The organism is Vibrio sp. Vb0349, from assembly GCF_033338975.1.
Genome location: NZ_JAWOTS010000004.1, coordinates 32,594 through 47,193 on the forward strand (window position 1 = coordinate 32,594; position 14,600 = coordinate 47,193).

Genomic DNA, 14,600 nt, shown 5'->3' on the forward strand with positions numbered 1-14,600 from the left:
AGTTCTTATGATTCAAGACATCAACAGTTTGCGAGACCTTTCTCTGGCTGAAAAATTATCTCGTGTTGCTCGTTTGTGGAAAATGGTTGCAGATCGCGAGTTAGAGCCTTTAAACCTAACGTATCCGCGTTGGACTGCGTTATGGAAGCTTTATCGAATGGGTGACAACATCAGTCAGAAGCATTTGGCTGAAGCGCTTGAGATCGAGTTAGCGTCGTTGATGCGAACATTAAAATTATTAGAAGAGCAATCTCTGATCGTTCGCCATTGCTGTGAACACGATAAGCGAGCACGTATTGTTAGCCTCACAGAAGAGGGGAAAACCCTACTAAAGCAAATGGAGGCTCGAATTCTTCAAGTTCGAAGCAAGCTCCTAACGGACATCAACGACCAGGAACTTCAACAGCTTTCATTGATTCTTGATCAGATTGCTCACAATGCGCTTGATTCACTTAGCGAATAAGTCAGAAAACCGAATAAAAAGAGAAGTAAACGCCTATGACTCCAGATCAAAAATTCGCACGTTGGATCAAATATTCTTGCGTCGCGTTTGTCCTTGTCTTTGCCTATTTTCTAGTTGCAGATCTCGCCATGCCGTTGACGCCTCAGGCAATGGCAACGCGTGTGGTAACTAAAGTGGCCCCCCGTGTGAGTGGGCAGATTACACATCTTTATGTTGCCAACAACCAAGAAATAAGCCAAGGCGATCTACTATTTCAGATTGATCCCCAGTCCTATCAGCTCGCCGTAGAAAAGGCTCAACTTAACCTTGAACGTGTGATTCAAAACAACGAACAACTTGATGCTTCTATTGCTGCGGCAAAAGCAGACGTTGAAGCGAGCAAAATCGTGGCGGAACAAAAAGTTCGCGAAGCAAAACGTCTTAATACCCTGTTTCACCGTAATGGTACTTCGCAACAGCAGCGCGATGACGCACAGAGCAGTGCAACGGCAGCTAAAGCGAACTTACTGGCCGCACGTGCTCGTTTAAAAGAGTTGGAAGTAAACCGCGGTGATTTAGGCGCAACGAATGTGAATATCCGCGTGGCGCAAAACCAGCTAAAACAAGCGGAACTTAATCTGTCTTACACTCAAGTCTCGGCGGAACATGATGGCGTTGTCGCTAACTTGCAGCTCGAGACGGGGGCCTATGCGGCAGCTGGTACACCTCTTGTCGCTTTAGTCTCCGATGACGTGGATATCATTGCCGACTTTCGTGAAAAGAGTTTACGACACTTTAATCAGAACAGCCGTGCGTTAGTGGCTTTTGATAGCTTACCTGGTGATGTATTTGAAGCTCGTATTACGAGTGTGGATGCCGGGGTCAGCTCGGGTCAATTCGATGCGGATGGCCGCTTAGCAACACCAACTGACTCAAACCGTTGGGTGAGAGACGCGCAGCGCTTACGTTTACATTTAGCTATCGATGAGCCTCAGCAGCGTGCATTTCCAGCAGGGGCACGAGCAACCGTGCAGTTGTTGCCAGAAAACGCATTATCTGGCTGGTTAGCGAGATGCCAGATCCAATTCTTGAGTCTTCTTCATTATATTTATTAACGAGGAGGCGATATGAAGTTATGGGACCACCCCATGTCGGAAAACGACTTCCGTCAGTGTTTGCGCATTGCAACTGGTGCGACTATTGGTTTCACTTTATGTAAAGTATTTGGTTGGAACTATGGCGTATTCTTTACTGTAACCCCGATGCTGTTACTTGGAATGGTGCCAGTCATGAGTCTACATGCCGCACGACAACTGATTTTTTCAGCGGTTGTGTGTGGATTAGAAGTTGGTGTGCTTGGTGGGTTGTTTGGTGGGCACCCAGGCATGATGACAATCATTGCATTCGGGTTGTTCCTATATAAATTCGCCTGTATGTCAAAAGGGAGCTTGTTCTTATTTGGAGCGAACAGCGTACTGAGCTTAAGCATCATGCTGCATTTTGCGAGTTATCCAACCACTGACTTAAATGACCTAATATTTAGCAACCTGCAAGCGAATGTTATTTCAGTGATCGTTGCTTATGTGGTGACATTTTTGATTCCCGATGCGGAACCTCGTCAGCCACCAGCGAAACCGTCGCAGCCTAAACAGAGTCATCGAATGCGTCATGAAGCCCTTATGGGGGCGAGTATCGCTACAATGTCTTTCCTTGTATTCCAGCTATTTGACCTCAGTGACTCTATGTCTGCTCAGGCGACAACCTTACTTTTATTGTTTCCTATGCATTGGAACGGTGCTTTAGGGTATGCGCGAAAAAGAGCAATGGGGACCTTGATGGGGGTGACCTTTGGTGTTGTCGGACAACTTGTATTATACGATTGGTCGGATACCTTATTGTTTATCGTCCCATTGCTTTGGATTGGTGCGATGATGTTCAGTTATATGCACGTGAAAGAGTCTAGCGGTTCGGGAGCCGGATTTGGCGGTTTAACCACATTAGGCATTTTGTTCGGCCAATATCTTACTCCGGATGGTGACTTAATGTTCAGTGCGCTGTATCGCGTGAGCAGTATTTTGTTTGCTATTGTTGCGACGCTGCTTGTGACCTATACGGTTCACAGAATACTCAACAGCTTTGAGGCGACGCGCTTTAGCGAGCAGTAAGTTCAGACGTTACTGGTTAGAAAGGATTGCTCCAGTAACTCTGTTTTTAGTTCGTGAGTCATCGCAATGGGACTGGCAAACTTAATTCCAACTACCCATCCCTTCACCAATTTCTTAATGTTGGCAATGACACATCGATTTTCTTCTCCGATATAGTGGCTTAACGGGCATTCGATGGTAACACTCTCACCCACGTTGAATTCGGGCTCAATCAAGGTTGATATACCAACACCTGCTAGAGAGAAATCGATAAGGCTGCCGTCGTAGACATTCCCTGCATGAATAACGTTACAGTCCATTTGCAACTTGTAACGCTCATGTTCCCGAACTGGTTTGGTTGCAAATGTTCCTGGAATGCGGATAAACAAAAGGGGGGATGGTCGAACGGTCGTCGTCAGCACGCTGGACTTAAACGCAATGACATGGCCTAACTCCGTATCTGATACACCACGCACGATGACATCGGCGTTGGGGAGTTTTCTCATCACTTGCTCTTCAAGCAAACGCATTGGTATATCAAGAATCAAATAAGCATTTTCTTTCATCCCAAGATAGGTGGTGGAATACGTATATTGATCCTTAGGCCCAAATTCGAAATTAGTAGAAAGTTTCATTCCCGGTTTGAGAAACCTATGCAGTTCATCTTTAGTATGAGTGGCTGGCATCACATTGGCGTTTTAATTTTTTAGTTAAGCTGAGGCTATCAAAACGCCATTTTGTTATTCAAGATAGTAAGGCATAAGTTTTTGTAAAATCATCGCTATCTGTGAAGTGGTGGGCGATAAGTTTGGCTCATTCCACCTTTCATAAAGATTTGGCTTGCCACAATACTGCCGCATGTGACCAACATCAGCGCTAACCAAGTGAGAGAATCTGGTTGTTCACCAAAAATTGGAACGGCAAGAAGTGTCGCGACGACTGGAGTTAATGAACCAAAAGCAGCGCTGGCTTCGGCACCGATGATCCTAATTGCATAAATGAAAGTGAAAGAAGCGATTAAACCTGCGCCAACACCTTGTAGCATCGCGTGGCCAAATAACTCCTCCCATGGCCACTGGCTGAACGGTGTTACCACCAAATAACTGTCTACCCACCCGAAACCAACGGCGATGATGAGCAGAGCCAAAGACGCGATTGCAACGAATCCTGCACAGACGTGTGCATTAAGATTGGCGACACGAGCACTGATGGTGAAAGCAGCCCACATGATGCTGCCAGTTAGAAACAGGATATGCCCTTGCAACTGAGACCAGTTGTACTCTGCGCCGCTATTAGAAAGAAGGAATACGAAAATCCCTAACAGCACCGTAGAAAGCCCGATTAAGCGGTGAGCACTCAGCGACTGTTGATAACAAAGTACCGCGATAGCAGAAACAAACAATGGCAAAGTGCCAGGTACTAATGCACTGCCGTGCGCCACGGGAGCGAAATGCATAGCCGTTCCGACGACCAGAAGATAGGGAAGGCCGCTTCCAACCACAACACCAACCAGGTAGCGTTTAGGCACTACGCGCAGCGACTGTTTATGCTTAATCACAAATGGTAATAAAATTATACTTGGGATTAGAAAGCGAACTAACGCGATATCGGCTGGCTGCAAGGCAGAAATTGCGCCCCCTTTTAAAGAAATAAAGAAACCAGACCAAAGCAGTAAGGTCGTTAATATAGCTGCGTATCCCAAGATCATTATCGACATGTCCATTTGTAAATGATGTGTTAATTGTTGAATAAAACTCTTGCAAAAGGGAGGCAAAGTTTGACGTAATTAGGCTTGATGTTGGTGATAAATTGCGTATAAGTGTTAATTGTTGGTGATTAAAGGCATGGAAGAATAAATGGATAAAATTGACAGGCAACTTATCAACCTAATGCAGAAGGATGCCACTCTGACAACGGCAGAACTTGCTGACCAAGTAGGGCTATCGGCATCACCTTGTGCAAGACGCATTAAGCGTTTGGAGCAGGAAGGTGTAATAAGTGGTTATCGAGCTATTGTGTCCAGAGACACTGTAGGCATCGCGATGACTGTATTTGTTGAAGTGAGTTTAAATAACCACCAAGCTTCTTCGATTGATGAGTTTGAACATGCCGTTGTTGAGATGGATGAAGTGATCTCATGCCATGTCGTATCAGGGGCCTATGATTACCTGTTAGAGGTGGTCAGTAAAGATCTCGCTGGTTATGAAACATTTACTAGAAAGTTACAGCGATTAGAAAATGTGAAAGATATTCATACCCACCTGGCGATTAGACAAGTGAAAGGAAATGGCAGTTTGCCGATTTATGCATAAGAAAGATGAAATTTTTCGATAGACTTAAGATTGCCCACTATCATCGAAAGCGATATAGACAGTTTGGTAAAGACAGAGCCCGAACTTTGGGATGGGCAGATAAGTATAGTCAGAACAGCCGTTTTGAGGCGTTGTGCCGAGGGTTAACGTTAGACGGTTCAAGTATTTTAGATATTGGGTGCGGCTACGGAGACTTGTTAGCGTTTATCGAACTTACGGGGTTGCATCCTCAAAGCTATATTGGCATTGATCAGCAAAAACAATTTATCTCTGAAGCCAGAAAACGAGATTTTCGTACGCAAAGTAAGTTTATATGTGGCGACTTTTCAACGTTGGTATTGCCTCGTTGCGATTTTGTTTTTGCTTCCGGATCATTGAACTATCAATCCACCAACCCAAATCATACCATTGAAATGATTGATAAAATGTACCGAGCGACAGAGAAAGGTTGTGTGTTTAACTTGTTGGATGAATCCAAACTACCCAGCCTGAAAATGTTAGCGTCGCACAATAAAGAAGGTGTCTTTCGCTATTGTCGGTTGCTGTGTCCGAATACACGATTGATTGAGGGATACTCCGAGCACGACTTTACGATTGCCATGATCAAAAAAGCGGAGTCCGTTTCCTGACTCCGCTTAATAAATTCTTAAGCCTTATTGGTTTTTGTATTGTGAGATTTCACAGTTACCTGTGTATCTATCAACCTTGAATGAGAACGCGGCTGAATGGTATTCCCTCCCATCACTCCATATTGTTTCTCCGAAGATTTTACAAAGATCCAAATCACTGATTGAACCGAACTCTTTTACGTGCCTAACTACTGACAAAAACTTGGCTTTGGTAGCATTAGGACATTCCCTGTTACTTAATCGATTGATAACCATGTTTGTAGCATCATCTCCAGCCAAATGTGACTTTTTATTAAATTTTATTAATGGCTAAACTAACCAAAAAATGTCCATAAGTAAAGCATTAATGTGACGTATGTCTCTATAAATTGATTGTCTTGGTCATGGTTTAGTCAAGTTTGTCAAAGGGAACAATCCCATTATTTACATTTGATATCGTTCACGACTAAGGAAAGATAAAAAGCACGAATAACGTCCAATATTGGAGTGAAAAACCAACATCGTCTATTCAAAACTGGCTCTGTTTTTACTTCGAAACATCTTGAGCGTATTGAAGCGCTCGGGCTTCTTTATCATAGACTTGTGACAGAGTTTGATATTGTGAAGAGAGGCGCTTGTAATCTTCAGCAAGTTCCAAAGCGTTGGTGTTATACCATTCCGCAGTTATTTGATTGGCTGTTTTGTTTGACTCGCGGCACTTCTGGGCCAGTATCTCCCACCCATTTGCTGACCATTGGGATTGTGTGCTCAATTTAAGCAGCTGATTCGCTTTAGTTGTGAGCTCTTCTTTGTATTGAATCGATGCTTTTAATTGCGCTTTGAACACATTTTGGTTCGACTTGGCACGCCAAAGTAGCACGAGCTCATGCAGTGAAAAGGTTTCGGACAATAACTGACGCTGTTTATGTTCGGTCAAAAGTGTATTGAATACCTCAACATGCTGATTGTAATTGGACTCTAAACGATTGAATTGGGTAAGATTGTCATTCCACGACGATGGGTTACATTGAATATTGGCGTGCCCCGTTATCGGGAACAGAAGAAATAGTAGTATCCAATTGAGTCTGTTGATCATTATTGCTCGCGTTAGTTGACTTGCTCTTTTGAGTATATACCCAAATTTCTACGACATGCGTGCTGCTGGTGGGATAAGAATAAAGAATGAAAAGGAAAAGGGCATGAAGAAAATTCTCGTCGCATTGATTGTCATGCTGTTGCTCGGCGGAGCGGGGGCTGGATACTATTTCTTCTTTATGCAGAAAGATGAACCTGAAGCACCAAAGGCTACACAAGTCGAGCAATCGTCACTGCAAAAAGAAACATCCAAACCGATTCTGGATTTAGAAGCCGTTCCCCCGGAAGTTACCGAGTACTACGTTATTGAGCGTCGTGTCAATGTTTACAACAAGCCTAACCCTAATGCTTTAGTTGTCGATACGCTCTATAAGGGAGAAAAAGTATCGGTGTTAGAAAAAGTAGATGGGTGGTACCGAATCTCCGGCTATCTTGTCTATGAAGAGGGTGGAGAAGAAAAAGCCGAATGGTTGAATGCTGAAGGGTTATCGGATGCAGAGCCAGTTATTAAAGAGCAAGAGCGCTTAGAGATATTGGATGAATACCTACAGAAGTCGGATGATTTAAAAGTTCACTTGGATATTTTCCGTAAGAAAACACAGCAATTGTTAGACGATGAAACCTGTGATCCGAGTGATTTTGAGGAGCTCGGAGGCTGGGTTCGTTCTGTGACGTTCAAAAAGCGCAACGTTTACTTCATCTATTGTGGCGGTTTGGAGCAAGAGAACAAGATCTACTTAGATGTTGATAAGGGCGATATTTTTTATCGATAACTCACCACCAATTACACTAGTTTTCTAAAGACGTTTTGATAAATGCAATAACGATGCAAACCTGAAATCAGAGATTTATAACTTTTTAGTTGTGAACCATAATCAATAGGAATACTATCAACGAGTCAAGTGACCTAACTTGGCTCTTTGTGTTTTTAGTGAGTTCCTATGCCTTGGATTTACCTTAGAAAGTTGATTTTGCTGCTATTTGCAATGGTATTGCTACCAGTGCATGTATCTGCTGCGCAAATCGACCACAAGGCTCACGTACCGCACTTTTCTAAGCTACAACCTTTTGTAGCCGTAAGTGTATCGCCAAACTCTTCCGTCGATTTTTCTGAAGTTTCAGAAGAAAGCTCTCAATCTCCAGTATCTGAAGGCCATGCAAGTCTCGATTCCGTTGCTTTGTTTAACTCTCAGCGCTGGACGTCTTACTTACGGGAAGGGCTTGATGACGAGCACGTAGATTTTGTCGGCGATCTCACTACTCCGTTTTACGCTGATGCGGGTTACGCATACAGCTTGATGGACATTAACTGGCGTCACAACCAGTCCACATTTTATCATTTCACAAGCGATCATCGCATTTCTGGTTGGAAAGAGACCAATGCCATGTACGTCGCACTCAATAGTCAGTTTTCTGCCTAAACACCATTTATTTGCACCATTGTGCACTCTTAACACGACGATTGTATTCGACAGGACGTGAGCGTTCTGAGCATTTCATACCCTGAATTTATTCTGGGAGCATCTGTCGTGTGTTAAGCCTTGTTATTAAAAGCTTCACTTCATTGTGAAGGGATGATGTTTACATGAAAAAAACACCAAAGCAGCAAAAGAACAGAAAGCTGATGAATCACTACTCAGCTTGGAAATATGTCGTATTAATCACGACGGTCATTATTTTAACCCTAAGTGCTATACCAACTTGGTTTGGCGAACAGCCTTCTATCCAGTTGACGTTTGCGGATCAAAACAACAGTGAAATGTCGGTTGTTCATCTGAATCAACTGCTAAAAACCAACCATATTTCAGCCGACAAAATCATCGAAAAAGACGGCAAAACAACCATTGTATTCGATGGTGAAGATGCGCAAAGTAAAGCTCGTGCGTTGTTAAACAAAGAGCTAAATAAAGACGACAGCATCACTTTCTCATACGTATCGGTTGCGCCAGAATGGTTGGATGAGATGGGCTTTAGCCCAATTAAACTCGGTCTTGATCTTCGTGGTGGCGTTCAGTTCTTGTTGAATGTTGATGTGAATAAAGCGTTTGAAGAGCAACGTGATGCGTTGATTGATGAAATCAAAGCGAATCTGCGTGATCAACGTGTTCGTGGTGTGCAAGTTCGAGCAGAAAGCGGCAACCGAATTACGGTAAACAGTGACAGCGAGCAAGCATTGTCGGAAGTAAACAAGTTCTTGCGTCAAAACTACCCGGGCTGGATTTCAAAAAGTTCATCTCGTGGCTTTGTGCTTGAACCGAGTGAACAAAATATCCAAGAATTTCAATCGTCGACTCTTCAACAAAACCTGAAGATCATGCGTGGTCGTATTGAAGAACTTGGTATCACAGAGGCACTAGTGCAACGCCAAGGTAAAGAGAGCATTCGAATTGAGCTCCCTGGTGTACAAGATCCTGCTCAAGCGAAAAACGTTATTGGTGCAACAGCAAGCTTGGCGTTTTATGAAGTGAAAGATGCGAGCCAAGCACACAGCAGCCAAGATCTTGTTCTTCAAGATAATGACGGTCGTACTGTGATTTTGGCAAAACGACCAGTTCTAACGGGCGAGCACATCGTGAACGCTCGTGCTGGTGTCGACAAAATGGGCATGTCAGAGGTAAATATTTCTCTTGACCACGCTGGTGGTAAGAAAATGAGTGACTTCTCAGCAACTCACATCGGCAAGCCAATGGCGACCGTTTACCGAGAGTACAAAACAAACGATCGCGGTGTAACTGAGCGTAGTGAGCGCGTTATCAGCGTCGCAACTATTCAATCTCAACTTGGTAGCCAGTTCCGTATTACTGGGGCAGGTAGCATGGACGATGCGCAGCAGTTAGCGCTATTACTTCGAGCGGGTTCACTAACTGCGCCGGTTACTATTGTGGAAGAGCGAACAATCGGTGCTTCTCTGGGTGCAGAAAACATTGAAAACGGTTTTGCAGCACTGGCTTTAGGTATGGGTTTAACACTGACCTTTATGGCACTTTGGTACCGCCGCTTAGGTTGGGTAGCAAACGTGGCGCTTTGTGCCAACATGCTTTGTTTGCTTGGCTTAATCGCCTTGTTACCAGGAGCGGTTCTAACGCTTCCGGGTATTGCCGGTTTAGTGTTAACCGTCGGTATGGCAGTGGACACCAACGTTATTATTTTCGAACGTATTAAGGACAAAATGCGTGAAGGCCGCAGCTTCGCTCAAGCGATTGATCTTGGCTTTGACAGCGCATTCTCGACCATCCTTGATGCCAACATTACTACCATGATCACCGCCGTGATTTTGTACGCCATCGGTAATGGCCCAATCCAAGGCTTTGCCTTAACACTCGGATTAGGTTTGTTAACCAGTATGTTTACAGGCGTATTTGCCTCTCGAGCAATGATCAATTTAATTTGGGGCCGCGATGCCCGTCGTGATGTGAGGGTTTAATCATGGTCGAAATGCTAAAACAAAATATTCGTAAAATTCGCTACTTTACTACGCTAGTTTCCATCATTTTAACGGTGATCGCCATCGTCGCTCTAGGCTTTAAAGGGTTGAACCTAGGTTTGGATTTCACTGGCGGTATGGTGACAGAAGTAAAGGTAGATAAGCAGCTAACTAACCATGATCTGCTTGACGTTCTGCAACCAAAGCTTGGTGAATCTGCGTCAGTGACACGCTCTGGTGAAGATGGCCGTTGGGTGATTCGTTACTCTGCGCCGGAAGATGGGCAAACGTTGCCAAGTGTAGAAGAGGTGTTGAAGCCAATCTCTCACCAAGTTGATGTTGTCAGCAACAGTATAGTTGGCGCTCAAGTTGGCCAAGACTTGTTTGAGCAAGGTGGCTTAGCATTGTTGATTTGTGTGTTGAGTATTCTCGGTTACTTGTGTTTCCGTTTTGAGTGGCGTTTAGCGAGTGGTTCACTGTTTGCTTTGGCCCATGATGTGATCTTAGTGCTTGGCTTCTTTGCAATTACTCAAATGGAGTTCAACTTAACCGTTTTTGCTGCTGTGCTGGCGATTTTAGGTTACTCATTGAATGACTCGATCATCATTGCAGACCGAATCCGTGAGCTGTTGATTGCGAAGCAGAGTTGGAAAACAGAAGACATCAATGACCAAGCTGTTATCGCGACGTTTTCACGCACTATGGTGACATCTGGTACGACATTGATCACTGTTGGTGCATTATGGATTATGGGAGGAGCGCCTTTGGCTGGTTTCTCAACCGCCATGTTTATTGGCGTTCTGTCGGGTACATGGTCTTCGATTTCGATTGGTACTGTGCTGCCTGAGTGGTTGAAACTGGAGCCGAAACATTATCTTCCAGTTGAGATCGACGCTGCGCCGTAGCATTATTTTTAAGGTAAAAGTGCTTGCGCCACTCATCTTGAGTGGCGCTTTTTTGTGCTTATTTCACGCGCATCAAGCGATGTTTCACAAGTCCCAAATCGAACTCTAAGACTTGTGAGCGCTTCATTGCTTCGACTTTATTCAACATTGGCTCTTGGTAGCCTTTCTTCTTCATCCACTGAAGAGGTACAGAGAAAGCATCTTCATTAACGACATAAGACTCGCCTTTATGCTCACCGGTATAGAGGTTCACAACCCAAACTCGGGCTTGAAAGTCCAATACTTCACCCATGACTTTAGCGATTTTATTCAGAATATTTTTCATTGTTTCCAGTTTGCCTTAGCTTAGTAGCAACCAGACACCAACTCCCATCATTAAAGTGCCTGCGATACGGTTCATTAGACGTACATTCTTAGACTGACCTAATACGTGTTTCAACCCTTTACCACCAGTAGCGTACAGAGACATGCAAATGAACTCAAACAGTAAAATAATGGAGACAAGTATGATCAGTTGCGGTGCAAGCGCTGCGTTTTGGTCTATAAAAGGCGGTAAAAGAGAAATCATAAATGCCCAGCCTTTTGGGTTTGCGATTGCGGTAACGAAGCCTTGCATGATCAGTGCGATATTGTCACTCTTTGGTGTTTCTAAGTTGTCGACATTAATCGCAAGTTTCCCTCGCGATCGCCACATTTCAACACCAAGATAGAGTAAATAACCGCCACCAATGAACTTTAACGCGATAAACATCCAAGGATAATTGAGCATAATCGCAGCGATACCTAACACCGCAGAGACTGACACCAGCGCAACACCGAGAAGTTCTCCTATCATCATCCATAACGTGCGACGATAACCGATACTCATACCTAACGTTAGGGCGAGAGTCATGCACATACCAGGCGTGATTGAGACAAAAAAGAAAGTAGGGATGAACATACTGAGCAATGCAAGATTCATATCTGTTGATGATTTAGTGATTAAAGAGAAGCCACAAAGATAGTGCAAAGTGGAAAAGGATGCTACTACAAAGCGAATGATTACTTTCACTAGTAGCTAGTTGATGTTCTTCGAATATATAAATTTAAAATGAAATTATATTTTAATCTATGCGTCATAATAGTGCGTATTGCACCACTATGAGACAAGCTCTTATATCATTTTTAGATTAAATATATTTAATTTATTATATTTTATCGGTATTAATCATCACTGTATTAAAATAATCAAATTGATAACTAAATTATCATTAAATGCAGTAATTAAATGATATGTTTGATAATTATTTTTACTGATAATTGAATTATTATTCTAATCTCAAGTTTGTTGTAATCATATAGGCTTAAGATTCAGATCTTAAATCATGACATAATGTAACGTCTACCATTCTGTATGTAAGTGCATGATATTTAATAATTATGTTTCTATTTCTGTTGGTGTGGCTTTTGTGGAAGTGTGATTTAAAACAATGACTTATGTAAAATTAACCATTTTATAACATTTCACGGGTAATGAGATCTAAATCAATCTTATGCAATTGGGTGAGTTTTTCATTTGAAATGTAATATTTCTAGGTTAACTTAAAATAAAGGCAGCACGGGATTGGTTGTCAAAAGAATAAATAAACACGTCAGTTGGTGAACTATTTCATCAGTGTATTAAGTTTGCTTTTTAAATGCCGTTAAGAATGGAGTCTTCAATGAAGAAAGTCGCTTTGATCACTGGATCAAAAGGCGGAATTGGTTCTGCTATTTCCTCTCAATTAGTCAATGACGGTTACCGTGTAATCGCTACTTATTTCACAGGTAACTACGAATGTGCGCTGGAGTGGTTCAACAGCAAAGGGTTTACCAAAGATCAGGTTCGCCTTTTTGAGTTGGATGTAACAAACACGACAGAGTGTGCAGAGAAATTGGCGCAATTGCTTGGGGAGGAAGGAACCATTGATGTTGTTGTCAACAACGCAGGAATCACACGTGATGGCGTGTTTAAAAAGATGACTGCGCAAGCTTGGAATGATGTCATCAATACCAACCTCAATAGTTTATTCAACGTTACGCAACCCCTCTTTGCTGCAATGTGCGAAAAAGGCGGTGGTCGTGTCATCAATATCTCTTCAGTCAATGGTCTTAAAGGGCAGTTTGGTCAAGCAAACTACTCGGCGGCGAAAGCTGGGATGATCGGTTTCTCTAAAGCCTTAGCATACGAAGGTGCTCGCTCGGGTGTGACAGTTAATGTTATCGCTCCGGGTTACACGGGTACGCCAATGGTTGAGCAAATGAAGCCAGAAGTGCTGGAATCCATCACGAACCAAATTCCAATGAAACGTCTTGCGACACCAGAAGAAATTGCAGCATCAGTGAGCTTCTTGGTCAGCGATGCGGGCGCCTACATCACCGGAGAGACTTTGTCGGTGAACGGCGGCTTATACATGCACTAAGGAGAGAAGATGATGGAAAAAGTATTTATCGTAGCAGCGAAGCGTACTCCAATTGGTGCTTTTGGTGGCAGCCTGAAAAATACTTCTGCTGGCGATCTGGCAGCAGTAGCGATTAAAGGCGCGTTGGAAGCGGCAAAGTTGCCTGGCGACAAGGTTGACGAAGTGATTGTCGGCAACGTTGTTGGTGCAGGTCAAGGAATGGGGGTTGGCCGCCAAGCGGCACTGTTTGCTGGGATTCCTGAATCTGTTCCTGCATATGGCGTAAACATGGTTTGCGGTAGTGGCATGAAAACGGTCATGGATGCCGTGTCCCATATCCGTAGTGGCGATGCTGAGATCGTTGTAGCAGCGGGTGTTGAAGTCATGTCTCAGATTCCGTTTGCTGCACCAAGCAGCATTCGTGATGGCAACAAAATGGGCAATCTGGAGCTAAAAGATCTGCTCGTAGCGGACGGTTTAACCGATGTTTACAACCAATATCACATGGGTGTGACGGCAGAAAACGTAGCAAAACAAATCGGCTTAACTCGCCAGCAGCAAGACGAATACGCGCTGTCTAGCCAACAGAAAGCGGTAGCCGCTATCGAAGCTGGCAAATTTCAAGACGAAATTGTGCCAGTGGAAGTAAAGCAACGCCGTGAAACCGTGATGTTTGATACGGATGAATACCCAAAAGCGAACGCGACAATGGAAGCCTTAAGCAAGCTACGTCCTGCTTTTGACCGCGAAGGCACTGTGACTGCGGGTAATGCATCAGGCATTAACGATGGAGCGAGTGCGATTATCGTGGGGTCTGAAAGCGCAGTTAAAGCGCATGGATTAACGCCGCTTGCTGAGATCGTAAGCTATGCGCAATCGGGTCTTGATCCGAAGATCATGGGCCTAGGTCCTGTTGAGTCGGTCAATAAAGCACTCGAAAAAGCAGAACTCACAGTAAATGATATCGACGTTTACGAGTTAAACGAAGCATTTGCAGCGCAAGCACTTGGCGTGATTCATCAGTTGGCGGAAACAAACCAAGTTCCAGTTAACGCGATTCAAGATAAAGCGAACTTTAACGGTGGTGCTATCGCGCTAGGACACCCGCTTGGTGCATCTGGAAACCGAATCTTAGTCACGCTGGTTCACGAGCTTCATAAGCAAAATGGTCAATATGGCGTTGCTTCACTTTGTGTGGGCGGCGGCATGGGCACGGCTGTGGTTGTAAAGACAGTTAAGTAATTATTTAA

General features: G+C 43.8%; 16 protein-coding genes. 11 read left to right on the forward strand and 5 right to left on the reverse strand.

Going from position 1 to position 14,600, the window contains the following annotated elements; all coding sequences use genetic code 11:
- Nucleotides 1-7 precede the first annotated feature (7 nt).
- The 3 genes from slyA to R7Q47_RS06630 are packed head-to-tail and all read left to right on the forward strand — an operon-like array spanning nt 8 to nt 2,607.
- Nucleotides 8-463, forward strand: a complete 456-nt coding sequence (gene slyA, locus R7Q47_RS06620; protein WP_017635177.1) for a transcriptional regulator SlyA — start codon at nt 8-10, stop codon at nt 461-463.
- 35 nt (nt 464-498) lie between these two features.
- The gene (locus tag R7Q47_RS06625; protein WP_005385639.1) at nt 499-1,557 is read left to right on the forward strand and encodes an HlyD family secretion protein; all 1,059 of its coding nucleotides are present in this window, start codon (nt 499-501) and stop codon (nt 1,555-1,557) included.
- 12 nt (nt 1,558-1,569) lie between these two features.
- On the forward strand, nt 1,570-2,607 hold the full coding sequence (locus R7Q47_RS06630) for a DUF2955 domain-containing protein (RefSeq protein ID WP_065275183.1): 1,038 nt from the start codon (nt 1,570-1,572) through the stop codon (nt 2,605-2,607).
- A gap of 2 nt (nt 2,608-2,609) precedes the next feature.
- Here R7Q47_RS06630 and R7Q47_RS06635 read toward each other — a convergent pair whose 3' ends face one another.
- Both R7Q47_RS06635 and R7Q47_RS06640 read right to left on the reverse strand, forming a co-directional pair.
- A complete protein-coding gene (locus R7Q47_RS06635; RefSeq protein ID WP_064369362.1) occupies nt 2,610-3,272 on the reverse strand; it encodes a flagellar brake protein in 663 nt (220 codons plus the stop codon).
- A gap of 95 nt (nt 3,273-3,367) precedes the next feature.
- A complete protein-coding gene (locus tag R7Q47_RS06640) occupies nt 3,368-4,294 on the reverse strand; it encodes a DMT family transporter (protein WP_017635181.1) in 927 nt (308 codons plus the stop codon).
- A 148-nt stretch (nt 4,295-4,442) separates the two neighbouring features.
- Between R7Q47_RS06640 and R7Q47_RS06645 the strand changes: the two genes are divergently transcribed.
- Together R7Q47_RS06645 and R7Q47_RS06650 are read left to right on the forward strand one after the other, a co-directional pair.
- On the forward strand, nt 4,443-4,898 hold the full coding sequence (locus R7Q47_RS06645; RefSeq protein WP_005373581.1) for an Lrp/AsnC family transcriptional regulator: 456 nt from the start codon (nt 4,443-4,445) through the stop codon (nt 4,896-4,898).
- A gap of 5 nt (nt 4,899-4,903) precedes the next feature.
- Nucleotides 4,904-5,527 carry a class I SAM-dependent methyltransferase gene (locus R7Q47_RS06650; protein WP_318088752.1) on the forward strand — a complete coding sequence of 208 codons (624 nt, stop codon included), beginning with the start codon at nt 4,904-4,906 and terminating at the stop codon, nt 5,525-5,527.
- A gap of 526 nt (nt 5,528-6,053) precedes the next feature.
- Here the strand turns inward: R7Q47_RS06650 and R7Q47_RS06660 are convergent.
- Entirely contained in the window at nt 6,054-6,602 is a 549-nt protein-coding gene (locus R7Q47_RS06660) for a hypothetical protein (protein WP_017635183.1), read from the reverse strand.
- A gap of 103 nt (nt 6,603-6,705) precedes the next feature.
- Here R7Q47_RS06660 and R7Q47_RS06665 point away from each other — a divergent pair, with 103 nt between their 5' ends.
- The 4 genes from R7Q47_RS06665 to secF all read left to right on the forward strand — a co-directional run bounded on the left by R7Q47_RS06665 (nt 6,706) and on the right by secF (nt 10,930).
- On the forward strand, nt 6,706-7,374 hold the full coding sequence (locus R7Q47_RS06665; RefSeq protein WP_005385650.1) for an SH3 domain-containing protein: 669 nt from the start codon (nt 6,706-6,708) through the stop codon (nt 7,372-7,374).
- Between the two features lie 168 nt (nt 7,375-7,542).
- Nucleotides 7,543-8,022 (forward strand): hypothetical protein, encoded by a 480-nt coding sequence (locus tag R7Q47_RS06670; protein ID WP_005373572.1) that lies wholly within the window; start codon nt 7,543-7,545, stop codon nt 8,020-8,022.
- 164 nt (nt 8,023-8,186) lie between these two features.
- A complete protein-coding gene (gene secD, locus R7Q47_RS06675) occupies nt 8,187-10,025 on the forward strand; it encodes a protein translocase subunit SecD (protein ID WP_025605816.1) in 1,839 nt (612 codons plus the stop codon).
- Between the two features lie 2 nt (nt 10,026-10,027).
- Nucleotides 10,028-10,930: a protein translocase subunit SecF gene (secF, locus tag R7Q47_RS06680; protein WP_005373567.1), complete on the forward strand. Its 903-nt coding sequence runs from the start codon at nt 10,028-10,030 to the stop codon at nt 10,928-10,930.
- 58 nt (nt 10,931-10,988) lie between these two features.
- Here the strand turns inward: secF and R7Q47_RS06685 are convergent, their stop codons facing one another.
- Nucleotides 10,989-11,255 (reverse strand): hypothetical protein, encoded by a 267-nt coding sequence (locus R7Q47_RS06685; RefSeq protein ID WP_318088757.1) that lies wholly within the window; start codon nt 11,253-11,255, stop codon nt 10,989-10,991.
- A gap of 15 nt (nt 11,256-11,270) precedes the next feature.
- Complete coding sequence (locus R7Q47_RS06690) at nt 11,271-11,891, reverse strand: LysE family translocator (protein WP_021035942.1); 621 nt, start codon at nt 11,889-11,891, stop codon at nt 11,271-11,273.
- A gap of 739 nt (nt 11,892-12,630) precedes the next feature.
- Here R7Q47_RS06690 and R7Q47_RS06695 point away from each other — a divergent pair.
- Both R7Q47_RS06695 and R7Q47_RS06700 read left to right on the forward strand, forming a co-directional pair.
- Complete coding sequence (locus R7Q47_RS06695) at nt 12,631-13,371, forward strand: SDR family oxidoreductase (RefSeq protein WP_005373555.1); 741 nt, start codon at nt 12,631-12,633, stop codon at nt 13,369-13,371.
- 12 nt (nt 13,372-13,383) lie between these two features.
- Nucleotides 13,384-14,592 carry an acetyl-CoA C-acetyltransferase gene (locus R7Q47_RS06700; protein ID WP_104976598.1) on the forward strand — a complete coding sequence of 403 codons (1,209 nt, stop codon included), beginning with the start codon at nt 13,384-13,386 and terminating at the stop codon, nt 14,590-14,592.
- Nucleotides 14,593-14,600 lie beyond the last annotated feature (8 nt).